This is a genomic window from Vibrio sp. 779(2023) (genome assembly GCF_033344285.1).
In the GTDB taxonomy this organism is placed as follows: domain Bacteria; phylum Pseudomonadota; class Gammaproteobacteria; order Enterobacterales; family Vibrionaceae; genus Vibrio; species Vibrio alginolyticus.
In genome coordinates this window covers 142186-167553 of record NZ_JAWPOM010000011.1, presented here as the reverse complement: position 1 = coordinate 167553, position 25368 = coordinate 142186, and the positions used below count along the sequence as shown (strand labels likewise).

Sequence of the window (25368 nt, the reverse complement as noted above, 5' to 3'; positions counted from 1 at the left end):
CTTTATGACTCCTGATTTTATCGGTGCGTTGATGATCGGCTTAGTAGGAGCCGGTCATTGTATGGGTATGTGTGGTGGTATCGCGTCTCTGCTTACCATGGGCTCTTCTGCTAAAAATAAAACCACCCCTCTTATCCCCCTCTTCTACAACTTCGGACGATTGATCAGTTATACCTTAATAGGAGCATTAGTGGGTGGTGCTATATCAGGTTTATCTGAGCTTAGTGGGTTAACGCATTCTCTTGCTTGGTTAAGGCTGATTGCTGCGTTATTCATGATTCTGGTCGCGCTGTATATTGCTAAATGGTGGCAAGGCTTACTTTTAATAGAAAAGCTAGGGCAGTATCTCTGGCGCTTTATCTCGCCGGCAGGGAAGAGTTTGTTGCCATTAAAGCATCCTCTTCACGCGTTGCCATTTGGCTTTATTTGGGGTTGGTTACCATGTGGTTTAGTTTATTCAGCGCTTACTTGGTCGGCGGTTTCTGGTAGTGCGATGAACGGCGGCCTAATTATGCTTGCGTTTGGGCTCGGAACGCTACCTGCAATGCTTGTTATTGGATACGGTGCCAATCATTTTCAGAAATTACAAAAATCATTAATATTTAGAAATATTTCAGCATTAATCCTTATTGGCTATGGTACGTATACCGCTGTAGGAGCCTTAGCATTACTCGGTTTCATATAACGTTAAACTCTATTGAGGTGACATTTTTGCTACCCTTTAGGATTAAGCGATGCTAAAATATTGATGTATATCAAATAGTGAAAGGTTGTTATGATTTCTGAAAAACCTGCAACAAAGCGTATCCAATCAGGCGGTTGCGCCATTCATTGCCAAGATTGTAGCATTAGCCAACTGTGTATACCGTTCACTCTAAATGAGGCAGAACTTGACCAGCTTGACCAAATCATCGAACGTAAGAAGCCTATTCAAAAAGGACAAGAGCTTTTTAAGGCCGGTGATGAGCTAAAATCGCTATACGCTATCCGCTCTGGTACCATCAAGAGCTATACGATCACAGAGCAAGGTGATGAGCAAATCACAGCGTTTCACTTAGCTGGAGACTTAGTCGGTTTCGATGCTATCACTGGTGACTCCCACCCTAGCTTTGCTCAAGCACTCGAAACGTCGATGGTATGTGAAATCCCATACGAAATTTTAGACGATCTATCGGGTAAGATGCCTAAGCTTCGCCAGCAAATCATGCGTTTGATGAGTAACGAAATTAAAGGTGATCAGGAAATGATTTTGCTTCTTTCTAAAAAGAATGCAGAAGAGCGACTAGCTGCTTTCCTTTACAACCTATCAACGCGTTTTTCTCAGCGTGGCTTCAGCCCTAGAGAGTTTCGTTTAACTATGACTCGTGGTGATATTGGCAACTACCTTGGTCTTACAGTCGAAACGATCAGTCGTTTGTTAGGTCGTTTCCAGAAATCTGAGATCCTAAGCGTAAAAGGTAAATATATCACTATCTTAGACCACGATGCATTGATGGAACTTGCTGGTGTAACTAAAGAATAATACACGCTAATTATTGATGTAGCTCGAAAATGAGCTACATCATATTTCTCATAAATTCCTTTCGAAAGTCCTCAAAAAGTTCTCCAAACTAAGCTACAGTAAAAATGTACGGTGAGTACTCCAAAATACTGATTTAATTTACATTCAGTATCTGGTTTTGCAATAGAAGTGGGCTTAGTTATGAGTATATACAGTAAGATCCTTGTTGTAGCTGACATCAATAATGATGAGCAGCCCGCACTTGCAAGAGCTGTTCAATTAGCTCAGAAAAGTGTATCTAGAAGCCGAATCACTTTCTTTTTATCCATTTACGATTTCTCGTATGACATGACGTCAATGCTATCAGTGGATGAAAGAGATGCTATGCGTCGAGGTGTCATTCATCAGCGTGAGCAGTGGATGCGTAAAATTGCTCAACCATACCTAAACGATGGCTTCGACTTTGATGTTTGTGTTGTCTGGCACAACCGCCCTTATGAGGCGATTATTGCTGAAGTCTATGCAGGCAATCATGACCTAGTCATCAAAGGCACACGTAAGCATGATGTTTTAGAGTCTGTCATTTTCACACCGACAGATTGGCACTTGTTGCGAAAATGCCCTATTCCAGTGCTTCTTATCAAGAATGCTGCTTGGCCGGAACAGGCAAGTATCCTTGCCTCAGTACATGTGGGCTCAGAAAACCCGACTCATATTGATCTCAACGATACGATGGTCGAGCGATTAAAAGAAATCACCACTCGGCTTGAGGCCAAGCCATATCTTGTTAACGCCTACCCCGTTACACCGGCGAACATTACGATTGAACTTCCTGAATTTGACCCAACGACTTATACCGATGCAGTGCGAGGTCATCATTTAACGGCTATGAAAGCACTACGCCAAAAACATGGTCTTGATGAAGAACAAACGATAGTTGAGCAAGGTTTACCTGAAGATGTCATTCCGGCAGCTGCAGAGCGCTTGAACGCTGCAATGGTTATTTTAGGTACTACAGGGCGAACTGGGCTTTCTGCTGTCTTTATTGGTAATACAGCGGAGCACGTAATTGATAAAATAAATTGCGATGTGTTGGCTCTAAAACCAAAAGGCTACATTAGTCCTCTCGATCCAAATACAGCAACCTAATCTCTCCTTAGTATTGCTATGTATTGAGCGCTTTCAAATAAGCGCTAATAAATCCCCCGAATACAGGGGGATTTTTGTTTGGGAACAGTTAAAGCGTTGGGTACAAAAAAGGAGGTCTAATTGACCTCCTTATTTACGAGTTAGATGTTCGTAACATCGATGAACATTGATTCATCAATATTCGTCGAAGAAACGACAGCCTCATTAAATTCATACTCTTCGCGGTTACCTTCACGATCTAGTGGTAAGTTAACAAAGTCGAACAATTCGCGGTCTGCTAGTTGGCTTGGGCTTACGTTTTGAATTGATTTAAAAATCGCTTCCACACGCCCTGGCGTCTTCTTATCCCATTCAATCAACATTGCTTTTATAGATTGACGCTGAAGGTTCTCTTGAGAGCCACAAAGGTTACACGGAATTATTGGGAAATCCTTGTGCTCAGCGTATTTGATCAAATCTTTTTCACGACAGTAAGTCAATGGACGAATGACCACGTTACGGCCATCATCAGAGCGTAGCTTTGGTGGCATCGCTTTAAGGCGAGAGCCGTGGAACATATTCAAGAACATTGTTTCGACGATGTCATCCATGTGATGACCTAGCGCAAGCTTAGTTGCACCAATCTTCTCTGCAAATGAATACAGCGTACCACGTCGCAGGCGTGAACACAGACCACAAGTGGTTTTGCCTTCTGGTACCTTCTCTTTTACGACGGAATACGTGTCCTTATCGACGATATAGTAAGGGATATTCAGTGTTTCGAAATACTCTGGCAGAATGTGCTCAGGGAAGCCCGGTTGTTTTTGGTCTAGGTTTACCGCAACCACTTCAAATTTGATCGGTGCGGCTTTTTGAAGATTCAGCAGGATATCAAGCATCGCGAATGAATCTTTACCACCGCTAATACATGCCATTACAACATCGCCTTCTTCGATCATGTTGTAATCAGTAATGGCATTTCCAACATGTCTTCTTAGGCGTTTCTGAAGCTTGTTGAATTCTAGGGTTTCTTTTCTTGTATCTATTTGGTTCATTGCGGGCTCTCACATCGCCGATAAATCGACTAGGACTTCCTAACATGGGTTTCTTTGGGGCGTGGATTATACGAGCTTTTTACGCAGGATTAAATGCTTGTCTTATTGAGTCTTTAAGAAAAGAGTGTGAAAGATACTTTAGTTACGGTCAAAATTAAAAAAGAGCTGCGATTGCAGCCCTTTCTAAACGTTCAGTGTTCATTTCTTTGCGTTAGGTAGATAAGGTAACACTCGCATCGTCGGTTCTGGTAGTGTCATTGTGCCACCTTGCCCTATTTCACTTAGTGCGACTTGTATCTTGCCATTGACAATTGGCTTTTCGGTTCCGTTTGAGAAAATCACTTTATCATTCAGTTGATTTGCAAACTCCATCGTCACACCTTGAACCTCCGGTGTAAACCAACCCGCAAACATACCGCCTAAATCTTCCAGCATCGTCTGCATTTGAGGTAGAAGAGGCTTAAGTTGGTCGTAAGAAACGTTACCCTGTAATGGTTCTTTGGTCATCACGACAAGTGAGTAATCGCAACGTGTATCTTTTGGGGTATCGACAAAAACCAACGGATTTGCTGACTTTAAGTTTTTATCAACTGGTAAGGGCAACTCTTGTGAAGCAGGGATAACAAACTCTTCATAGTGCTCTTCTTTTTCCATCCAAGCTTTTTCTATCGTACAAATTTGCTTAGTTTTTGCGTCCACAAAAAAGACACCAACTTTCACATCGTCATGCCCTTCTTTATTGTTGTTTTTTAGTTGAGTGTATAACTTTGAGTACGTGAACATGTACTCTTGAGCTTGGGTTATCGGCGATACAAGAATTAGCGCCGCACTTCCCAATAGACTTAGGCTTAACTTTTTCATTTTATCCGTTATTTTATTGCGTCCAGTAGGCGTTGTTATGACGAATCATAGCGCGAAGATCGTGTACATAGGCGATGCCACGTTCAGAATAGGCTAGCAACCCATGCGTTAACTCTGACGCGGTTGCAACCGTTAACAAGCCCTTGTTCTTTTCAGCCAGAGATGTTCTGATTTCACGCAGGTCTGCATACGCTGGGTTTCGATTAACATTCATAAAGTAGCCATGAACAGACTGTTGTACAGAATCGAATTTTTCAACTTCATGAACTTTGTTAGCGCCACGTTGCGCTGGAACAATTCCACAGCCCTTTTTATAACACCATTGGCCGAACAAGTTGTTTGCTTGAGTAGCAAAACGAGAAGTGCCCCACGCAGATTCATTTGCCGCTTGAGTTAGAACCAAGGCTTCAGGTAAGACGTTCACTCGCACAAGCATCTCGTCTAGCCATGCTTGATCAATCTTATCGTTACTCAAGGGCAACGAATACAGAGATGATAACCGCTGAGCATACTCTTGTTGTTCTTGCGTCACTTGTCCCACCTTTAAAGAGGTAAGAAAGGCCCGCTCATGACGAATTCGTTGATTCTCAAGAGCAATTTTAGGCCTTAAAAAATCAAAAAAAGCAGCTTTTTTCTCTTTCGTATCTTTTATTGAATTGAAGTCTGGGATATCACCGATGTATGGCAAGTGTGATAAATCGACATGCTTAATCTTGCCAGAGAGTACGTCAGGATTTTCCACATATTTAAACTGTTTCTCGTAGTGTAAATATGGGCCTATAGAAATAAAAGTGGCGGCTATACAGGTTGCCGCCACTCGTAAACTTATTGATTTCAAAGAATTAGGCATCAAACACCTGTGAGTTACCATCGTGATCATTATCGTTTTTCTGTGTTGTAACGATCTTAAGCTTAATTCCAAACATTTCGCGGTAGAGTATGCCTTTCAAATGGAAGAAGAATGGCAGCACAAAAATCAAGCCAATACCGTAGAACATTGCTGCAATAATAAACATTAACATCACGCCTAAGTAAAGCCCCGCGACCACAAAAATCTTCTTGTTGATTGCGCGAAGTGATAACAGCAACGCTTGCATTGGTGGCACCCTTTTCTCACAAATCAACAAAATAGAGTGACTAAATGCCAAGGAAAGATACAGCGACAGTAAAGGAAAAATCATACCAACCACACCTTGTAGCATTAAGCTCATGAGCGTTGCTAGAATAACAGGAATGGTGAACTGCAACCCCTTTCCAACATGGCGCAACTTAGTCTTCAGGCCAGCGACATGGCTCATAGCCATCAAGCTGATCCCCGCATAAATTGGTGCGCTAATCACCTCATAACTGAAATTCGCGACATAAATAGAAGACACAATATCGTTTGTGAACGACTCTGGGTTCTCAAATGCATCAAGAATAACGCTCAAATCGCCCAACTGCAGTTTTAATGCAATATAGAAAATACCTAATTGGACAAAAAGCAATACAATAATGGCAGGAGAAAATGATAAAAAGTGCTGGATGGTTGCTCGCCAAGCTTCGTTAAAAACCGCGCCAGCTTTAAGCTCGTAGTTGCCAGACAAAGCTCGCTCTACACTCCCCCCAAGATTGAAATCTTTCTCAAAATCGTCGTTCATAGTTTATCCAAGACTAACTTGTAAAATTTTGACTGGAATTCCAGTCAATTAATGTAATCGTCATTATAAAGAAATCTTTCCACATCTAACATCACAACTCACCTACAATCCTTGCAATCTCAACTGTATGGTTGATAATTAACCACTTTCAAGGTCATGAAATTGAAACAATTGTTGAACAAAGTTTAGTGCTATCAAACTGTGTTTAGATGCCAATTAATCTCATAAAAACAGTATGGTAAGGAATGATGGCTTTTTCCTGCAAAATTATTTCTGTTTCAAGATAAGAAAATGCTTTAATTTCACACTTTTGGTGATTATGATGCGCGCCTCAAAAGTGAATGGTTAGTGTCACATCAGCTGGGATAATCCCGGCTTGAACGTGGGGGAAATACAGACGTTGAACGCAAAACCGCAAGCAGGAAAGCCAGTTATTCGTTTATCTGGTATTAGTAAAAGTTTCGATGGTAAGGAAATCATCGGTAATTTAAATCTGGATGTTAATCATGGTGAATTTCTGACGATTCTCGGGCCTTCTGGTTGTGGTAAGACAACAGTTTTACGCATGATTGCAGGTTTTGAAACGGCAGATAACGGTCAAATTATTTTGGATGACCAGGATGTAACACAGGTTCCTGCAGAGCAAAGGCACGTCAACACGGTATTTCAAAGTTACGCATTGTTTCCACACATGACCGTATATGAGAATGTCGCTTTTGGTCTTCGTATGCAGAAAACGCCTACTGCGGACATTGAACCACGAGTAATGGAAGCGCTACGCATGGTGCGCCTAGAAAAAATGGCTCAGCGTAAGCCTCATCAGCTTTCTGGCGGTCAGCAACAACGTATCGCCATTGCGCGTGCGGTTGTTAACAAACCAAAAGTACTGCTGCTAGATGAATCTCTATCTGCACTTGATTACAAACTGCGTAAGCAAATGCAAATCGAGCTTAAACAGCTTCAGCGTCAACTTGGTATTACCTTTATCTTCGTTACGCACGATCAGGAAGAGGCCCTATCGATGTCTGACCGCATTATTGTTATGCGCGACGGTGTTATCGAGCAGGATGGTTCTCCACGTGAGATTTACGAAGAGCCGAAGAACCTATTTGTTGCTCGCTTTATCGGTGAGATCAACGTATTCAACGCAACCATGCTAGAGCGTATCGACGAGAAACGTATCCGTGCAGAAATAGAAGGTGTCGAATCTGTTGTTTACTACGATCAGGAAGCGCAAGCAGGTGAAAAACTGCAAGTACTACTTCGCCCAGAAGACTTACGAATCGAAGAGATCAAAGAGTCTGAAGAAAAAGGCATCGTAGGTCACGTAACAGAGCGTACCTATAAAGGTATGACGCTTGATTCAGTTATCCAATTGGATTCGGGCATGCGTGTAATGGTTAGCGAATTCTTTAACGAAGATGATCCTGATGTGGACCACTCACTTGGCCAGAAAGTCGCTATTACTTGGGTTGAGAGCTGGGAGGTAGTCCTCAATGATAAGCAAGAAGATTAATCTTCAAAACGCGATCATTACCTTAATCGTCGGTTGGTTAACACTTTTCGTGTTGGTACCAAATGTGATGATTATCGGTACGAGTTTCTTAACGCGTGATGAAGCAAACTTAATCGAAATGACATTTACTTTCGACAACTACTTACGTCTACTCGACCCCTTGTATGCGAAAGTGCTGATGCACTCGTTCTACATGGCGATTGTGGCGACGTTGTTGTGTTTAGTAATTGGTTACCCATTTGCTTACATCATAGCGAAAATGCCAGAGAAATGGCGCCCATTCATGTTGTTCTTAGTTATCGTACCGTTTTGGACAAACTCTCTTATCCGTACTTACGGCCTGAAGATTGTTCTGGGTACACAAGGTATTTTGAACAAATCATTAATGGCGATGGAAATCATCGATAAGCCATTACGTATTATGTACACCGAAACAGCAGTAATGATTGGTCTTGTGTACATCCTGCTTCCATTTATGATTCTGCCGCTTTACTCGGCAATCGAGAAGTTGGACAACACCTATATCGAGGCGGCGAAAGATCTTGGTGCGAACAAGTTCCAAACCATTACGAAAGTGATTCTACCTCTTACAATGCCTGGCATTATCGGTGGTTGTTTGTTGGTTCTGCTACCAGCACTAGGTATGTTCTACATCTCTGACCTTCTTGGTGGTGCGAAGAACCTACTGATTGGTAACGTTATTAAGAGCCAAGTATTGAACGCTCGTGACTGGCCATTTGGTGCTGCGACCAGTATCGCCCTCACCTTCGCAATGGCTGTGATGCTTTACGCTTACTACAGAGCAGGCAAACTATTGAATAAGAAAGTGGAGCTAGACTAATGGGACGCACAGTTAGATTTAGCTTTATGGCGCTGGTGTATGCATTTTTGTATCTGCCAATCATCGTCTTAATTGTTAACTCATTTAATGCCAACAAATTTGGTATGAAATGGGGTGGTTTCACCACGAAATGGTACGAAACCTTAGTAAACAACGATAGCCTAATGCAAGCTGCATGGCATTCATTGAACGTAGCGGTATTCTCAGCGACAGCAGCAACCATCATTGGTAGCTTAACGGCCGTTGCCCTATTCCGTTACTCGTTCAAAGGTAAAGGTGCGGTAAACGGCATGCTGTTTGTCGTGATGATGTCTCCCGATATTGTAATGGCGATTTCATTACTTGCTCTGTTCCTAGTATTAGGCGCACAGCTTGGCTTCTTTACACTATTGATTGCTCACATCACCTTTTGTCTACCATTCGTTGTGGTAACTGTATACAGCCGCTTAAATGGCTTTGATGTGAAAATGTTGGAAGCAGCAAAAGACCTTGGTGCAAGCGAATGGGTTATCTTGAAACAGATCATCCTTCCTCTTGCTAAACCAGCGGTTGCCGCAGGTTGGCTATTGAGCTTTACCCTGTCTTTGGACGATGTGATCATCAGCTCGTTTGTAACGGGTCCAACATACGAAATCTTGCCATTGAAGATTTACTCAATGGTTAAGGTGGGCATTTCACCGGAAGTTAACGCCCTAGCAACGGTGATGTTGATTGTTTCTTTGGTCTTGGTAGTAATTTCTCAGTTGCTAGCAAGAGAAAAAGTGAAGTAGAATCCGCACCTGTTAACATCACGAAACAGAATGGTTACATGCCATTCTGTTTTTCTATCTATCGTCCAAAATTGGACAACGTTTGGTTTGGAGCTAACGTCAATGAAAAAATGGGCTACTCTATTAGCTGGTAGTGCATGTGCGCTTTCTCTGTTCTCTGGTACAGCGACAGCGGATGATAAAGAACTAGTATTTATGAACTGGGGTCCTTACATCAACAGTAATATCCTAGAGCAATTTACTAAAGAAACTGGCATCAAAGTGATCTACTCGACTTACGAGTCGAACGAAACTTTGTATGCAAAGCTAAAAACTCATAACCAAGGTTATGACCTAGTAGTACCTTCAACGTACTTCGTGGCGAAGATGCGTGACGAAGGCATGCTACAAAAGATCGATAAGACTAAGCTGAAAAACTTCGGCAACCTAGATAAAAACTACCTAGACAAGCCTTACGATCCAAGTAACGACTACTCTATCCCACACGTTGTTGCGATTACAGGCCTAGCGGTTAACGCAGACATGTACGATCCAAACGACTTCCAAAGCTGGGCTGACCTATGGAAGCCTGAGCTTGAAGGTCAAGTAATGTTGATGGACGACACTCGTGAAGTGTTCCATATCGCTCTGCGTAAACTTGGCTACTCAGGTAACTCAAAAGACCCTAAGCAAATCGATGAAGCATACGCTGAGCTACAAAAGTTGATGCCAAACGTTCTCGTTTTCAACTCTGACAACCCAGGCGCACCTTACATGTCTGGCGAAGTGGGCGTTGGTATGCTTTGGAACGGTAGCGCCGCAGCGGCACAAAGTGAAGGCCTAAACCTTAAACTCGTTTTTCCTAAAGAAGGCGGTATCGGCTGGGTTGATAACTTCGCTATCTCTTCCGGTGCGAAGAACGTAGAAGCCGCTCACAAGATGATCGACTTCCTACTGCGCCCAGAAATCGCAGAGCAAATCTCTCGTGATACTGGCTACCTAACGGCGGTGGAGGGATCGAATGCTAAGTTTAAAGACGTTGCCCCACTATTCCCTTCTCAAGAAGACCTTGACCGCGTTGAATGGCAAGATGCGGTTGGTGATCTAACCGTTAAATACGAAGATTACTTCCTCAAGCTGAAAGCGGGACAATAATCTAGCTTGTGTAACAAGTCATCAACCATAGGAAAATAGGCAGCAATACGCTGCCTATTTTTGTCTTAGGCTGATATAATCGCGCGTTGCTAGGTTTATTTGTCTTGGTATCATAGATTTATCGTCTCATAACAAGGAGACAACGATATTCAAGCTAAATGAACATATTTGTGCTTACTGCGATTTGGCTCAACTTGATAACTCCAGCTAGTATTGACTTGTCCAATCGCGAAACAAAACGGAAAACAAATGAAAAGTAAATTCTACGCAAGCGCTCTATGTGCAGCGACGCTCATCGCTACCCCTGCAATGGCTGCTGATCAAGAACTGTATTTCTACAACTGGTCGGAATACATTCCAAACGAAGTTCTTGAAGACTTTACAAAAGAAACCGGAATCAAAGTTATTTACTCTACATACGAATCTAACGAGAGTATGTACGCAAAACTAAAAACTCAAGGTTCTGGTTACGACTTGGTAGTACCGTCTACCTATTTCGTCTCTAAAATGCGTAAAGAAGGCATGCTACAACAGATCGACAAAGAGAAATTATCTCATTTTGCCGATCTTGATACTAACTTCCTAAACAAACCGTTCGATCCGAACAACAACTACTCTATCCCATACATTTGGGGTGCGACCGGTATTGGTATCAATGCTGACATGCTAGACAAGTCATCGGTTTCTAAATGGGATGATTTCTGGGATAGCAAGTGGGAAGGTCAACTAATGCTGATGGATGATTCTCGCGAAGTATTCCACATTGCATTGACTAAGCTTGGTTACTCACCAAACACGACTAACCCAGAAGAAATCAAAGCCGCTTACGAAGAACTGAAAAAGCTAATGCCAAACGTATTAGTATTTAACTCAGACTTTCCTGCAAACCCTTACCTTGCGGGTGAAGTTTCACTAGGCATGCTTTGGAACGGTTCTGCATACATGGCTCGTCAAGAAGGCGCGAACATCGACATCATCTGGCCAGAAAAAGGCACTATCTTCTGGATGGACAGCCTAGCAATTCCAGCTGGTGCGAAGAACGTTGACGCAGCTCATAAGATGATCGATTTCCTACTACGTCCTGAGAACGCAGCTAAGATTGCACTTGAGATTGGTTATCCTACGCCAGTTAAAACGGCACACGATCTGCTACCGAAAGAATTTGCTAATGATCCAAGCATCTTCCCACCACAAGAAGTGATGGACAGCGGTACTTGGCAAGATGAAGTTGGCGAAGCGAGCGTAATGTACGATGAGTACTTCCAAAAGCTAAAAGTGAACAACTAATTCGTTAGTTTTAAAGATATGAAAAAGCGGCTCATGAGCCGCTTTTTTGTTCTTAATGACAAGAAAAAAACTCTTCCTGTTGAAGTTATTACGCTCTTTCTTTTCCTTCTAGAGCCAGTATCTCGTCAACTAATTTGGGAACCTCAACGCTTGCTTTTCCGTAGCGTTTTTCCTCAAATTCACTTTCTACCGCACTAGGTTCTAGGTTAATTTCAATGGTATGTGCGCCGTGCATTTTTGCATCATGAACAAAACCTGCTGCGGGATACACAACGCCAGAAGTCCCAATAGAAATAAACAAATCTGCTTCTTCTAATGATGCGTAGATATCACCCATTCGCAGTGGCATTTCACCAAACCAAACAATATGTGGTCGCATTTGTGAAGGGATCTGACAACAGTGACAAAGCTCGCCGGTCTTAATGTCCTCATTGTGCTCTACTACTTGGTTAGATTCACTACAGCGGGCCTTGAGCAACTCACCATGCATGTGAATCACATTCTGACTGCCGCCTCGTTCGTGAAGGTTGTCTATATTTTGAGTGATGACCGTCACTTTACCTTCTAACTCAGCCTCTAAACGACCCAATGCTTCATGCGCTGCATTAGGCTTTATCGCATTATCTTGAAGTTTCTTGCGGCGTTGGTTGTAAAAATCTTGAACAAGGTCCGGATCGCGAGCAAACCCTTCAGGCGTTGCTACATCTTCGATACGGTGATTCTCCCATAGGCCATCTTGCGCACGAAATGTTTGAATACCAGATTCGGCCGAGATACCTGCACCAGTAAGTACTACAATATTTCTATAAGGGAAATTCATAACTCATCCTTGCTGTTTTTTCATTAGCTTAACACTGAAAGAATAGCAACAGTAGTAATATGGATTAGACCATAGTCGTAATGGTCACTATTAGAATTACAATTTAAGAGGAACAGCAATGAGACAAGTATCTCTAACGTTTACATTGCTTCTGACTTTGGCAGGCTGTCAACTTACCAATGTTGAAGGCGAAGTCGATGATGTAAAGGTGAGAGTCAGCACCAATGATGATGACCATCGAGGTAATGGTAATTTCTGTCCTCCGGGCCAAGCCAAGAAAGACAATTGCTAAAAGAGCGGCTTTATGCCGCTCCCATATTGGCCTCAATCCTCGTTGGTCGAAGATATTTTATGAATGGCTAGGTCAGCGCCATTGAATTCGTCTTCTTCTGAAAGCCTTAGTCCCATACTGGTATTAATCGCGCCGTAGACTGCAAGCGCCCCAAGCACAGCGATGGAAATGCCCCAAAGCGTTCCTAGAAGCTGAACGATAATGCTCACGCCCCCTAGCCCACCCAACGAGCTTTGGCCAAAGATCCCCGCAGCAATACCACCCCAAGCGCCACATACACCGTGTAAAGGCCAGACACCCAGCACATCATCAATCTTGGTTTTGTTTTGTAGGTGGGTAAAAAGATAAACAAATAGCACGCCAGCAATCGCACCTGTCACTAAAGCACCGATAGGATGCATTAAGTCTGAGCCCGCACATACAGCAACCAAGCCAGCCAGTGGGCCGTTATGAATAAAGCCAGGGTCATTCTTACCAGCCAACAATGACGCGACAATGCCTCCGACCATTGCCATCAATGAGTTCATAGCCACCAAGCCACTTATGCCTGACACAGTTTGAGCTGACATGACGTTGAAGCCAAACCACCCCACACATAAGATCCAAGCTCCCAAGGCCAAAAATGGAATATTCGAAGGTGCAAAGTTGGTGTGCTTTCCTGCTCGAACTCTGCCTTTTCTCATGCCCAAAAACACGACGGCAACAAGCGCTATCCAGCCGCCAACACCATGCACAACGACTGAACCTGCAAAATCGTGGAAGCCATAACCAAAGGTATTTTCAAACCAAGCTTGAACACCAAAGTTTCCGTTCCAGATCATTCCCTCAAATAACGGGTATACGATGCCGACAGTGAAAAATGTTGCGATTAGAATCGGATAAAAACGAGCTCGTTCTGCAATACCACCAGAAACAATAGCAGGAATCGCTGCAGCGAAAGTCAGCAAGAAAAAGAACTTCACCAACTCGTAACCATTGCCTTGAGATAACGTCTCTGCATCGGCAAAGAAGGTGCCGCCATAAGCGACCCAGTATCCAATGAAAAAATACGCAATGGCGGAAATACCGAAATCGGCCAAGATTTTAACTAAAGCATTAACTTGGTTCTTTTGGCGCACGGTTCCTACTTCAAGAAAAGCAAAACCAGCATGCATCAAAAAAACCATGATTGCGCCAAGTAGTAAGAAAAGTGTGTCGGAACTTTGCGTGAGAGTTTGTACAGCGCCGTGTACCTGATTGGCAGTTACACTCATTATGATTGTCTCCGTTGATCTGTAGCGCACTTATCCTGTGCATCAAAGTTAGGCTCATCACCAATTTGGTGAACTTGATTTATAGAGCGTCTAACAGAGCAATTCTCATTCCATAATTTATATTTCTAACACTTACGCTTTAATTTATTGTTTTGTATGAACTTTAATAAAATTAGGTATTCTTGAAATGGTGTTTAACATGCTAATAAATGCACCAATGTGGTTTTAGTGCACCAACATAATGCGCACCATATAGCTCAACAAAACGTAAAAGCCACCTCATGAGAGGTGGCTTATATACTGAATTGCTAACTAAAGGAGTTTATCGAGTGATCTTCCCTGCTTTTACATCTTCTAGCCAACGCCCTTCAACAAGATAAGGTGGAAGCCAACCGGTTTCAACAGATAGACGGTTGCCTTTGTCGTACCATATTAACTTCTACTAAGCGTGCCTATTGTGCTCTTTAATCATTTCTGCGATTTCCTTGCGTCCCCACTCATAAGTAAACGCTATAGCGTCCATGTCTTTCATAGAGTTACCAGTATATTTTACCTTTGTATCTATACCAGCTTTTAGTAATAGCTCCACAATATTTTTATGACCTGCATGGATCGCAGCAAACAATGGGTTGCGGTCTGGTTCAGATATATCCATCACTGCATTTCTTTCTAGAAAATAGGTAAGTAAGTCTAAATGACCTTCATATGCAGCTGTATTTAAAGGAGTTACACCTGAAGGCCCCCCCTTAACATTTACATCAATACCTAGATTCACCAGAAGCTCTACAATTTTATCTTGCCCTTGCTCCGTTGCGATATGCAACCAAGAACCCAGAGGCGTAATTAGATGAAGTAATTTGTCATCTCCTGAGAGAATTTTTTCAACCTCACTCACGTCACCGGATCTAATCGCGGCCATTACATCTTTTGCGCTATGCTCACCTGCCATATTTATCTCCTCAGCTGCGGTTTTAACCAGTAATTTTAAAGCATTAACTATATCACCGCGTTTACCCAACATTTATCTGTCACTTTAAGAGTATCAACAACCTGCCGCAACGCATAAATATCATACTGACCTTGAATCCGATTTGGAGCCCACACTAAGTTCTCCCTGCGGATTGCTATTAGCTCTTTGCGCTCATCTAAATCTTCATTGATATACATTTGGTAGTCAGCGACATCATTTGGTGTCAATTGAGGTTCCGCCTTTCTCCTCATGCTAACTTTCTTTTTATTATCAGACATTTAATCCAGTCCTAATTCTACGTTAAATTCTTTTACATTAACTGAAGAAACCTCTCCAGCATCAGAAATAGCCGCTGCGGTGTGAATATATCTAACAGGAGTTTTTTTTCTCAATGCTTTTTATACTTCTGGCCGCTTTCCATTCGGTTGTATCTTTGTCCTTTTGAGCCATTAGAACAGTAATTGCAGTTGCATATTCAGTTGTCCCTTGCTGATATGCCATGTTACCTATCTTACGGCTGCGCAGCGGGCTGCTCCCTCCTTTGGCCTCAACAATTATAATTTCACCTAGTGGCGGCTCTGCCACCTAGTAAACCATATCAAAATCGCCCGGCTTCTAAATTTACCTTAGGGATGAAGCAGCTTAGCATTAGGACGTTTACTCCGGACAAAGTCATCCGCGGCTAACTCACCAATTTTTGCAGATTTCTGATTAATCTTGGCGATTTGAGCGTTATATCCATCTTCGCCAGTTCGAGCCTTCCTAGCCTCTTAACGTTCTTTCAAACACTCTTCAATTTTTGCTTTGTTTCGTTTTATTAGCTCATAATCACTCATATAGATTTCTGAGTTTTTTTATACTCTGCTTTATTCAGCACAAGATCTTCAGTGAAGATCGTGCAACCTTCTTCCCCGCCAACTTTCTCAGAGTCAAAAACATGCGCATTGACAAATTCCTCAATCCCAACAACATACTGCACTTCGTGTCTGCTGCCATCTTCTCCGACGGATGACTCTTTTGCAGCGTTTAAAATCTGATCGCAAACCTCTTGGGGGACATCGCTTTGGGCCTGATACTCTGCCTACATTTGACCCAAGCGTTTTAGCCCTTCTTCACACAAGAAGCCTGTTGGGTCAATCCACTGGATAGGATTGACTGCATATTGGTAATGCCACTATTGACAGTTCAACTAACAAGCTCCCAATCATAAATATAAAAGCCACCTCGTAAGAGATGGCTAAAAAAATACCCGAGGAGCTCTAAAAAGGACGCCATTCACTTTCTGACTTAAATACCACTCCTGAAAAATCTTTGTTCTCGATTAATTCAGCCAGTTTTTCATCGACACATAATAACCACTCGATAGCATCCAGTTGAAATATAGTTTTCTGCATTTCAATATCTTTCTTAAGGACAACTCGATCAATTGAATCAACCTCTCCATCAAACTCACTAAATATTGAATGATTTCTATCCAGTAAATCGCAAATCGCAAGAACATTTAAAAAATAGTATTCACCAAAACTTTTACCTTGGTAATTAACCTCAATCGGTAGGAATTCAACTTCACTCGTTTGTGTGTGCTTAGAAATTAAATCAGATAACCGTCGACTCACGATTAATAAAGGACCACTAAGAAAACTATCCGCAGGCTTGTCATCTGATATGACATCAATAGTAACTTTTGGCCATTTGTCTCCTAGGGCAACGCCTCCCGTCAGATTCAATCCTATTAATACACTAGACTGCGTTACTTTGCCTTGAGTAAAATCGGAGTCTCTATCTACCTTGTTGGTCCAAATTTTAAGTGTCATTACTACTTCCTACTTTTCCATTGCGGATCATCCAATTGCGATCGAGCTTCATTCTTTTCCAGAGCATTCCTAATGTTACTTTCTGTTTTTCCAATTTCATCTACAAAAATCATATCATCGATCAAACCACGACCATACTTAGTTTACAACGCTCTCATTTCTCGTCGAACTAAAGCACCTGAGAACCTTGGTGCCTTGCACTTAGATGTCTACCCACGTGTCAGGGAAGGCCTATTTCGACAGATGTTTTAATATTAGTTGGAAGTGCAATCCCATTTGCACCTCTGTTAATGTTGTAATCAAGTTCGGTAGCTCTATGCATGACCGGATATTCCTGAGCAATATTGATACTAATTTGGTGATTTCCAGCATGGTTTTCAGGTAACCCGCCAACTATTTCGTTATTTAACTTGAGCCCACAACCTCTTCTTAAAGAACCGCCATAATAATTCGCAACACTCCCCTCCTTTGAGTTTTATTTAAGGGGATGATTTGGACAATTTCCTCTATACCTACAACATATTGAACTTTGCGTTTACTACCATCTGAATGATTGATATAACGATGAAAAGTAACTTCGTTCTTCTCGCAATCAATATGGTCTAAATCGTATTCATATCGAATATGATTTTTAACTTTGGGTTTTCTGATAATGCCACGAATGATTGGTCGTTCGGCAAACAACAAACTCCCCACCATAAATATAAAGCCATTTCAAGAGAAAGATGGCTTATAGACTGAATTGCTAACTAAAGGGTGTTATTGAGTGATCTTCCCTGCTTTTACATCTTCTAGCCAACGTCCTTCAACAAGATAGGGTGGAAGCCAACCGGTTTCAACAGATAGACGGTTGCCTCTGTCGTACCACATGCAAGCCATGCCAAGCAGAGGGAAATTAATGAACGTGCGGAGCCCTATTCTATCTGGCCCTAATTCTCTAAGATGATATTTCTCTTGGAACTGTAGGTTTTTAACGAGCACTTCCTCAAAATCATAACCAATATTAGTAGTGAGCGCTGCGAAGGTTTCTAGGATCCCCATCGCAATTTCCAACGCCCAATTATCCCCTTGAGCTACCGCTGCGTCCATTGCTGCAACCAGCTTATTAGGATAATCCGATGTGCGGTTGTGGAACGACTGAATGACGTCTACTAGCATATAAGACAGCTCACCCGCTTTGGTAGAGCTCTGTCTCATCAAAGAAATCGAAAAGTTCGCTAACACATCCATGCTAGCTTTGTCACGAACGATGACAGAGGTAAAATACGCATCTAGCCACATTGAGGGGCAAATGAAGCCTGTTTTTAAAATACCTTCGCCTTTCCATGTTACTTCTGGATAATCAGGTAATTTAATGCTTTGAGGCTCGCTTGGCTTGATGGCAAGTTGATGGTAAAAAGCACGCATCAATGATGATTCATATAGACATAGCGTGCCGATTCTCTCATCATCGTCTAATGGAGGTAACCATGTATACAGACGGAGCTGATAAGAAATACCATCGCTCAAGTAAACCAAGTTTTCTCTTTTTATAGATATACGCCTTTTCCTTTTGTCTAAACTCTCTTTTATTTCTTCTCGATAAGCTTCTCTTTCAAAATCACTTAGTTCAACATGAGCTACTCGTTCAACCTTTTTTACCTCTGAGCTATCAACCACTTCTGAACTCTCCTATATCTATATCAAACTCTTTTGCTTTGAACTTGGAAACCTTACCGCTAGAGGGTATTTCTGCTTGTGTATGTAATTTCAGTTGGTGCCTCGTAAATCATATCAAAGTCGCCTGGCTTCGAAATTGAGGCTCTATGTAACAACAGTTCAAAGGCTGAGCATATATTCCAAAAATGCCTCAAATGTTGTCCATGATTGGGCTTCTTTACCAAACAATTCATCTATGAAAAGGGCTACTTGCCCCGATCTTTCTGATTCATTTGAAAATAAAAAGTAGTAGCCACCTCCGGCATAGCGCTCTAATACGCAACCGTTTTGTGGTATTTTCTCAAAATCACTCGGTATCTCATCCTCGCGAAGTTCAAGAGTGCGCTCAACTGTAAGATAGTCCTCATCTTCAGAGTATCCATAAATCGTATGACCAAACCACTCAACGTAACCATATTTTCTTAGAAAAACTTTATATGGCTCCGGAAAGGATAATCCTAGCTGATTTTCCATTTCATGAATTGATACGTCATTCAACTCTCCAAAGCACTCAAACCCTTCTTTTTCGGTGAATTGATCGAGCATTACGTCTAAGCTTCTCATATTTAAAACTCTATTTTTGATATATATTTTGCCTTCATCGTACCAGTGCAATCGCTTATTGTACTTCTGATGAGGCTTGGAATTCATTACCCTGAAGTTATTGAACGAGTTATCCCCTTTCCGAAATAAAAGAGGTCTTATGGTGAATGATTAAATCCGTCGAGAAGTCTTCCTGATTTAATCATTTTGAACAACTGCTTTGAAGTAAAACGCTTCGCTGCCTCTTTTGTAATCGCGTAACAACGAACCCCTCACCATAAACTTATAAGCCACCTCGTAAAAGATGGCTTATAAGTAAAGAGAATTTATCTAGTGATCTTCCCTGCTTTTACATCTTCTAGCCAACGTCCTTCAACAAGATAGGGTGGAAGCCAACCGGTTTCAATAGATAGACGGTTGCCTTTGTCGTACCACATACATGCCATGCCAAGCAGAGGGAAGTTGATAAAAGTTCTGATGCCTATCCTATCTGGTCCCAATTCTCGAAGATGATATTTCTCTTGGAACTGTAGGTTTTTAACGAGCACTTCCTCAAAATCATAACCAATATTAGTAGTGAGCGCTGCGAAGGTTTCTAGGATCCCCATCGCAATTTCCAACGCCCAGTTATCCCCTTGAGCTACCGCCGCGTCCATTGCTGCAACCAGCTTATCTGGGTAGTCCGATGTGCGGTTGTGGAACGACTGAATGACGTCTACTAGCATATAAGATAACTCGCCCGCTTTGGTAGAACTCTGTCTCATCAAAGAAATAGGAAAGTTTGCCAATACGTCCATGCTAGCTTTGTCACGCACAATCACCGAAGTAAAATAAGCATCTAACCATCGATTAGGGTGTAAACATCCAGTTTTCAAAATACCTTCGCCTTTCCATGTCACTTCTGGATAATCAGGTAATTTAACGCTTTGAGGTTCATTTGGTTTAATGGCAAGTTGATGGTAAAAAGCACGCATCAATGATGCCTCATAAAGGCAAAGTGTTCCGATTTGTTCAGTTTCTATTGAAGATGGAAAGCAACTATACCACCTCACTTGTTCTGAAACGTCGTCGCTAAGAGCGACTAAGTTCTCCCTGCGGATTGCTATTAGCTCTTTGCGCTCATCTAAATCTTCATTGATATACATTTGGTAGTCAGCGACATCATTTGGTGTCAATTGAGGTTCCGCCTTTCTCCTCATGCTAACTTTCTTTTTATTATCAGACATTTAATCCAGTCCTAATTCTACGTTAAATTCTTTTACATTAACTGAAGAAACCTCTCCAGCATCAGAAATAGCCGCTGCGGTGTGAATATATCTAACAGGAGTTTTTTTTCTCAATGCTTTTTATACTTCTGGCCGCTTTCTATTCGGTTGTATCTTTGTCCTTTTGAGCCATTAGATCAGTAATTGCAGTTGCATATTCAGTTGTCCCTTGCTGATATGCCATATTTCCAACCTTACGGCTGTCTAGTGGGCTAATACCTCTTAACGTCTACGAGAATAATTTCCCTGGGTTTTGGGTTCTTCTACAAGGTAGGCCATACCGTAGTCTCCTGGTTGTAAGAAAACACGCCATTATTTTTTAGGGGACAACTCCTAGTTAAGTGACATACCGTTGAGTCTTAGCCATAAAATGCCATGTGTCACGAAACATGAACGCCAAAAATAGAGATCTAACCTATTTTTTCCAGTACCCTCTAGATGCTCGCTCTGGGATTACCAGATTCCAAACAGATTTACTGCCTATAGATTCGTAAAACTCGGCGGCCCCGATCTCTTTAGTGGACGGCTGAAACCAATGAGGTTGAGGCACTTTTTTAGAATTCCATTAGAAACTGCCATAGCAATTGCTGTTTCACAGCACTCAACGTCGGTCAAGCCTTTGAAGGGGCCCTCCTTATATAAAATAAGTTTTTTCCGAGCCACTATATTGAGCAATTACAGACGTAACTGCCTTTCTATCACCATTATTTATTTTCAAAGTAAGCCCTGACTTTCCTAGCAAGGCTTTTAAATCGCACTCATTATTAGTAACCCACTTTTTAAGAGCCATATCATTAATAATGTTATCTCTGAAATTTATGAGTATAGTCACAAGATCATCTTCAAAATTCATTTTATCCTCAACTTTGTAATGGGATAACCTAGCTATCGTCCCAACTTTTAGTTTCTCCTAGAAATTGATTAACTCCACCTTCACCGACTGCTGGGTAAAAATCGCTCGTAGGCTCCCATCCAACGCTTAATGCCCCCAAAAAGGGCGAGATACCGTTAGTTTTATTAATTCATTGACTGGAATTTTGACTAGAGCTTCTGATATGTTTTTTACCTTTTGGCTTTCGGATTTTGACTTGCGAGAGAACGCCATCTTCTCCGACGGATGACTCTTTTGCTGCCTCTAAAATCTGATCGCAAACCTCTTGGGGGAAAGTTATTTTGTGCCTGATACTCTGCCAACATTTGCTGTAAGCGTTTTTCACAGAGGAAACCTGTTGAGTCAATCCACTAGATGGAGTTGATTGAATATCGGTAAACATATAATCCACCTCGTGAAAGGTGGATTATTTACTGAATTGCTAACTAAAGGATTTATCGAGTGATCTTCCCTGCTTTTACATCTTCTAACCAATGTCCTTCGACGAGATAAGGAGGAAGCCAACTGGTTTCAATAGATAGACGGTTGCCTTTGTCATACCACATACATGCCATACCAAGCAGAGGGAAAGATATGAAGGTTTCTATAGAAATTAAGCCCTCTGGCTTATCGAGCCTCATTTGGTATTGCTCTTGGAACTGTAGGTTCTTAATGAGTACTTCTTCAAAGTCATAACCGATGTCAGTTGTCAGGGCCGCAAAAGTTTCCAAAATACCCATGGCGATTTCTAATGCCCAATCATCACCCTGAGAAACTGCCGCGTCCATCGCGGCCACCAGTTTATCAGGGTAGTCCGACGTGCGGTTATGGAACGACTGAATGACATCTACTAGCATATAAGACAGCTCACCCGCTTTGGTAGAGCTCTGTCTCATCAAAGAAACCGGAAAGTTCGCCAATACATCCATGCTAGGTTTATCACGCACAATCACCGAAGTAAAATAAGCATCAAGCCACATTGAAGGACAAATAAAGCCTGTTTTAAAAATACCTTCACCATCCCATGTCACTTCTGAATAGCCGAGTATCTGGATACTTAATTCTTCATTGGGATTCATAGCAAGTTGATGATAACAGGCTCCCATTAAAGAAGTTTCGTAAAGACGTAATGTACAAATTTGTTCGTCTTCATGCGTAGTTTGAAACCAGGTATACCAGCGAGCCTGGTCGATGGCAAAATCACCAAGACTAACCAAGTTTTCTCGCCTGACCTTAAGACCTTCTTTTCTGTTATCTAAAACCCGGTTTATAAAATTTTTTTTACTCACAATGGCTTGTGTGTCAAGTTCAGGATTTGCTTTGCGCTCTACAATCTTGATCGATTCTTTACTTTGCATTTTGACTTAATCCTTTTGAATCAATTTTAAACTCTACTACTTCTACTACTACGTCTGAGGGCTTCAAGCTATTCGAGTAAAAGGGCTTAGGTATCTTTAAAAAGGACACATAATGCCAAGTGTAACGCAACAAAACGTCAGAAATGATGACCTAGCTCCCTTTGAATCTTAGCGAATTATATTTCCGGCTTTTACATCCTCTAACCAACACCCTTCGACGAGATATGGAGGAAGCCAACCAGTTTCGACAGATAAACGGTTGCCTTTGTCGTACCACATACAAGCCATGCCAAGCAGAGGGAAGTTAATAAAAGTGCGGATGCCTGTCCTATCTGGTCCTAATTCTCGAAGATGATATTTTTCTTGGAATTGTAGGTTTTTGACTAGCACTTCCTCAAAGTCATAACCAATGTTAGTAGTGAGCGCTGCGAAGGTCTCTAGGATCCCCATCGCAATTTCCGACGCCCAGTTATCCCCTTGAGCTACCGCTGCGTCCATTGCTGCAACCAGCTTATCAGGATAATCCGATGTGCGATTGTGGAACGACTGAATGACGTCTACTAGCATATAAGACAGCTCACCCGCTTTGGTTGAGCTCTGTCTCATCAAAGAAATCGGAAAGTTCGCCAATACATCCATGCTGGGTTTATCACGAACGATGACAGAGGTAAAATACGCATCTAGCCACATTGAAGGACAAATGAAACCTGTTTTTAAAATACCTTCGCCTTTCCAAGTTATTTCAGGATGATCAGGTACCTTAACCGTCAAAGGGCTTTCAGGTTTTTGAGCTAGTCGATGATAGCTAGCTTGCATTATCGAGGCTTCAAATAGACGCAGCGTTCCTATTCGGTCATTTAGTTCAGACACTGGAAACAAAGTATATAACCTAACTTGCTCCCAAACCCCGTCTGTTAGATATATCAAGTTTTCGCGCTTTATTGTGATACGATGTTTTCTTTTCTCTAAGTTTTTTTCTATTTGTTTTGTATAGTAATTAAGTTCCTCAGTATTCAACTCGTAGGCTGCTTTTCTATTTATCTTTTTCATACTAACTTTACTTCCCTTAACCTAATTCTTCGAGGCTAATATCAAACTCTTTTACATTCACTTTAGATACGCCATCTGAAGCATCAATTTCTGTTGTACCAGCTTTTTGTTCAGACATTAATTTAACGATTTCCGCCGCATATTTGCTTGTCCCTTGCTGATATGCTTCATTGCCAATTTTACGACTGCCGAGCGGCCTGCTGCCACCCTTAGCCTCGACGATGATGATTTCTTCAGTATCATCTGAGAGGTACACCATATTGAAATCACCTGGTTTCGATCCCTAAGTTGCAAGGTCTTTGGGATGGCTCAACTTAGCATTAGGGCGTATATTCCGAATAAAGTCATCCGCGACCAACTCACCAATTTTTGCAGACTGCTGGTTAATATTACCAATTTGAGCGTGATATCCCTCTTTGCTAGCTCGAGCGTCCATTGCCTCTTGACGCTCTTTCAAGCATTCATCAATTTTTGCTTTGTTTCTTTCTGTTAGCTCATAATCACTCGTATTGAGTTCAGACTTTTTTATACTATGCCAGTATTGGCTGCCCCAAACCTGTTGGGTCAATCCACTGGATATGGTGGACTGCATATTGGTAATGCCACCAATGATGGAGCGTTCAACAAACAACAAGCTCCCCACCTCAAACGTAAAAGCCACCCCATGAGAGATGGCTTGTATATTGATTTGCTAAAGGAGTTTATCGAATGATCTTCCCTGCTTTTACATCTTCTAGCCAACGTCCTTCGACGAGATAAGCTGGAAGCCAACCAGTTTCAACTGACAAACGGTTGCCTTTGTCGTACCACATACAGGCCATGCCAAGAAGAGGGAAAGATATGAAAGTTTCTATAGAAATCAAGTCCTCTGGCTTATCGAGCCTCATTTGGTATTTCTCTTGGAAATGTAGGTTTTTAACGAGCACTTCCTCAAAATCATAACCAATATTAGTAGTGAGCGCTGCGAAGGTTTCTAGGACCCCCATCGCAATTTCCAACGCCCAGTTATCCCCTTGGGCTACCGCTGCGTCCATTGCTGTAACCAGCTTATCAGGATAATCCGGTGTGCGATTATGAAACGACTGGATGACATCTACTAACATGTAAGACAGCTCACCCGCTTTAGTAGAGCTCTGTCTCATCAAAGAAATCGGAAAGTTCGCCAACACATCCATGCTAGCTTTGTCACGGACGATGACAGAGGTAAAATAGGCATCTAGCCACATTGAAGGACAAATGAAGCCTGTTTTTAAAATACCTTCGCCTTTCCAGGTCACTTCTGGGTATCTAGGTAATTGAATACTTTGAGGTTCGTCAGGCCTCATCGCTAACTGATGATAAAACGCGCGCATTAATGACGCTTCATACAGGCAAAGTGTTCCGATTTGTTCATTTTCTATGGAGTGTGGGAACCACGAGTACCATCTCACTAGATAAAACGATTCATCACTTAAAGCAACTAAGTTTTCTCTACGAATACTGATTACCTCTTTGCGCGTGTCAAGGTCTTCATCAATATCAGAACTATAGCCTTTGATTAACTCCGAGGTCAGCTTTGGATCAGCATTTCTTTTTATTTTAATTTTGTCAGACATTTTAAAACTTCCCTAAATCTACATTAAATTCTTTTACTTTAATCTTTGAAACTTTCCCTGGTTCAGAGATTGGGGTTTTAGTATGTATCTATCTAATTGGGCGTCC

26 protein-coding genes and 3 pseudogenes are annotated in these 25368 nt (G+C 41.9%); 9 read left to right on the top strand and 20 right to left on the bottom strand.

Annotated features, from left to right (window positions below; translation table 11 throughout):
* Positions 1-4: 4 nt before the first annotated feature.
* The 3 genes from R8O70_RS15385 (at position 5) to uspE (ending at position 2650) form a co-directional block, all read left to right on the top strand.
* The gene (locus tag R8O70_RS15385) at positions 5-685 is read left to right on the top strand and encodes a sulfite exporter TauE/SafE family protein (protein ID WP_213967708.1); all 681 of its coding nucleotides are present in this window, start codon (positions 5-7) and stop codon (positions 683-685) included.
* 90 nt (positions 686-775) lie between these two features.
* Complete coding sequence (locus R8O70_RS15380; protein WP_005377497.1) at positions 776-1522, top strand: FNR family transcription factor; 747 nt, start codon at positions 776-778, stop codon at positions 1520-1522.
* A gap of 180 nt (positions 1523-1702) precedes the next feature.
* Positions 1703-2650: a universal stress protein UspE gene (gene uspE, locus R8O70_RS15375; protein WP_005377500.1), complete on the top strand. Its 948-nt coding sequence runs from the start codon at positions 1703-1705 to the stop codon at positions 2648-2650.
* Between the two features lie 140 nt (positions 2651-2790).
* Here the strand turns inward: uspE and ttcA are convergent, their stop codons facing one another.
* From ttcA to R8O70_RS15355, 4 genes are all read right to left on the bottom strand, one after another.
* Complete coding sequence (gene ttcA / locus R8O70_RS15370; RefSeq protein ID WP_005377502.1) at positions 2791-3684, bottom strand: tRNA 2-thiocytidine(32) synthetase TtcA; 894 nt, start codon at positions 3682-3684, stop codon at positions 2791-2793.
* A gap of 198 nt (positions 3685-3882) precedes the next feature.
* Entirely contained in the window at positions 3883-4545 is a 663-nt protein-coding gene (locus tag R8O70_RS15365; RefSeq protein ID WP_005389171.1) for a DUF2987 domain-containing protein, read from the bottom strand.
* A gap of 13 nt (positions 4546-4558) precedes the next feature.
* Positions 4559-5395 carry a glucosaminidase domain-containing protein gene (locus R8O70_RS15360; protein WP_017634900.1) on the bottom strand — a complete coding sequence of 279 codons (837 nt, stop codon included), beginning with the start codon at positions 5393-5395 and terminating at the stop codon, positions 4559-4561.
* The gene (locus tag R8O70_RS15355) at positions 5388-6185 is read right to left on the bottom strand and encodes a hypothetical protein (RefSeq protein ID WP_005389175.1); all 798 of its coding nucleotides are present in this window, start codon (positions 6183-6185) and stop codon (positions 5388-5390) included. Before R8O70_RS15355 ends, R8O70_RS15360 begins: the two co-directional genes overlap by 8 nt.
* A 400-nt stretch (positions 6186-6585) precedes the next feature.
* On the opposite strand from R8O70_RS15355, the gene potA reads away from it, so the two are divergent.
* The 5 genes from potA to R8O70_RS15330 all read left to right on the top strand — a co-directional run bounded on the left by potA (position 6586) and on the right by R8O70_RS15330 (position 11733).
* The gene (gene potA, locus R8O70_RS15350; protein ID WP_017634901.1) at positions 6586-7701 is read left to right on the top strand and encodes a spermidine/putrescine ABC transporter ATP-binding protein PotA; all 1116 of its coding nucleotides are present in this window, start codon (positions 6586-6588) and stop codon (positions 7699-7701) included.
* Positions 7682-8542 carry a spermidine/putrescine ABC transporter permease PotB gene (gene potB / locus R8O70_RS15345; RefSeq protein WP_005377512.1) on the top strand — a complete coding sequence of 287 codons (861 nt, stop codon included), beginning with the start codon at positions 7682-7684 and terminating at the stop codon, positions 8540-8542. Before potA ends, potB begins: the two co-directional genes overlap by 20 nt.
* Positions 8542-9312 (top strand): spermidine/putrescine ABC transporter permease PotC, encoded by a 771-nt coding sequence (gene potC / locus R8O70_RS15340; protein ID WP_005389180.1) that lies wholly within the window; start codon positions 8542-8544, stop codon positions 9310-9312. The genes potB and potC overlap by 1 nt, the downstream gene beginning before the upstream one ends.
* Before the next feature lie 102 nt (positions 9313-9414).
* Entirely contained in the window at positions 9415-10446 is a 1032-nt protein-coding gene (locus R8O70_RS15335) for an extracellular solute-binding protein (protein ID WP_213967707.1), read from the top strand.
* Positions 10447-10695: 249 nt separating this feature from the next.
* Complete coding sequence (locus R8O70_RS15330; protein ID WP_005377521.1) at positions 10696-11733, top strand: extracellular solute-binding protein; 1038 nt, start codon at positions 10696-10698, stop codon at positions 11731-11733.
* An 88-nt stretch (positions 11734-11821) separates the two neighbouring features.
* Here the strand turns inward: R8O70_RS15330 and cobB are convergent, their stop codons facing one another.
* A complete protein-coding gene (gene cobB, locus R8O70_RS15325; protein WP_005377522.1) occupies positions 11822-12553 on the bottom strand; it encodes a Sir2 family NAD+-dependent deacetylase in 732 nt (243 codons plus the stop codon).
* A 118-nt stretch (positions 12554-12671) separates the two neighbouring features.
* On the opposite strand from cobB, the gene R8O70_RS15320 reads away from it, so the two are divergent.
* Positions 12672-12845, top strand: a complete 174-nt coding sequence (locus tag R8O70_RS15320; protein ID WP_005377524.1) for a hypothetical protein — start codon at positions 12672-12674, stop codon at positions 12843-12845.
* 32 nt (positions 12846-12877) lie between these two features.
* Here R8O70_RS15320 and R8O70_RS15315 read toward each other — a convergent pair whose 3' ends face one another.
* The 15 genes and pseudogenes from R8O70_RS15315 to R8O70_RS15245 all read right to left on the bottom strand — a co-directional run bounded on the left by R8O70_RS15315 (position 12878) and on the right by R8O70_RS15245 (position 25262).
* Complete coding sequence (locus R8O70_RS15315) at positions 12878-14098, bottom strand: ammonium transporter (protein ID WP_054576886.1); 1221 nt, start codon at positions 14096-14098, stop codon at positions 12878-12880.
* A gap of 442 nt (positions 14099-14540) precedes the next feature.
* On the bottom strand, positions 14541-15119 hold the full coding sequence (locus R8O70_RS15310; protein ID WP_225452442.1) for an ankyrin repeat domain-containing protein: 579 nt from the start codon (positions 15117-15119) through the stop codon (positions 14541-14543).
* Positions 15095-15346 carry a hypothetical protein gene (locus tag R8O70_RS15305; RefSeq protein WP_169644516.1) on the bottom strand — a complete coding sequence of 84 codons (252 nt, stop codon included), beginning with the start codon at positions 15344-15346 and terminating at the stop codon, positions 15095-15097. Before R8O70_RS15305 ends, R8O70_RS15310 begins: the two co-directional genes overlap by 25 nt.
* Positions 15347-16239, bottom strand: a pseudogene (locus tag R8O70_RS15300) (type IV secretion protein Rhs); the annotation flags it as partial.
* A gap of 88 nt (positions 16240-16327) precedes the next feature.
* Complete coding sequence (locus R8O70_RS15295; protein ID WP_033905294.1) at positions 16328-16882, bottom strand: imm11 family protein; 555 nt, start codon at positions 16880-16882, stop codon at positions 16328-16330.
* A 429-nt stretch (positions 16883-17311) separates the two neighbouring features.
* Positions 17312-17569 (bottom strand): hypothetical protein, encoded by a 258-nt coding sequence (locus tag R8O70_RS15290; protein ID WP_128740512.1) that lies wholly within the window; start codon positions 17567-17569, stop codon positions 17312-17314.
* Between the two features lie 72 nt (positions 17570-17641).
* Entirely contained in the window at positions 17642-18541 is a 900-nt protein-coding gene (locus R8O70_RS15285) for an immunity 49 family protein (RefSeq protein ID WP_064353925.1), read from the bottom strand.
* Between the two features lie 159 nt (positions 18542-18700).
* Positions 18701-19144 (bottom strand): SMI1/KNR4 family protein, encoded by a 444-nt coding sequence (locus R8O70_RS15280; protein WP_169644514.1) that lies wholly within the window; start codon positions 19142-19144, stop codon positions 18701-18703.
* Positions 19145-19449: 305 nt separating this feature from the next.
* Entirely contained in the window at positions 19450-20349 is a 900-nt protein-coding gene (locus tag R8O70_RS15275) for an immunity 49 family protein (protein WP_064353923.1), read from the bottom strand.
* A gap of 673 nt (positions 20350-21022) precedes the next feature.
* On the bottom strand, positions 21023-21241 hold the full coding sequence (locus tag R8O70_RS15270) for a hypothetical protein (protein ID WP_033905291.1): 219 nt from the start codon (positions 21239-21241) through the stop codon (positions 21023-21025).
* A gap of 196 nt (positions 21242-21437) precedes the next feature.
* A pseudogene (locus R8O70_RS15265) lies at positions 21438-21651 on the bottom strand (hypothetical protein); the annotation flags it as partial.
* Between the two features lie 63 nt (positions 21652-21714).
* Positions 21715-22617 carry an immunity 49 family protein gene (locus R8O70_RS15260; protein WP_206954968.1) on the bottom strand — a complete coding sequence of 301 codons (903 nt, stop codon included), beginning with the start codon at positions 22615-22617 and terminating at the stop codon, positions 21715-21717.
* Positions 22618-22785: 168 nt separating this feature from the next.
* Entirely contained in the window at positions 22786-23667 is an 882-nt protein-coding gene (locus tag R8O70_RS15255; RefSeq protein WP_213972499.1) for an immunity 49 family protein, read from the bottom strand.
* A gap of 16 nt (positions 23668-23683) precedes the next feature.
* Positions 23684-24193 (bottom strand): annotated as a pseudogene (locus tag R8O70_RS15250) (type IV secretion protein Rhs); the annotation flags it as partial.
* Positions 24194-24368: 175 nt separating this feature from the next.
* On the bottom strand, positions 24369-25262 hold the full coding sequence (locus R8O70_RS15245; protein ID WP_318184242.1) for an immunity 49 family protein: 894 nt from the start codon (positions 25260-25262) through the stop codon (positions 24369-24371).
* Positions 25263-25368 lie beyond the last annotated feature (106 nt).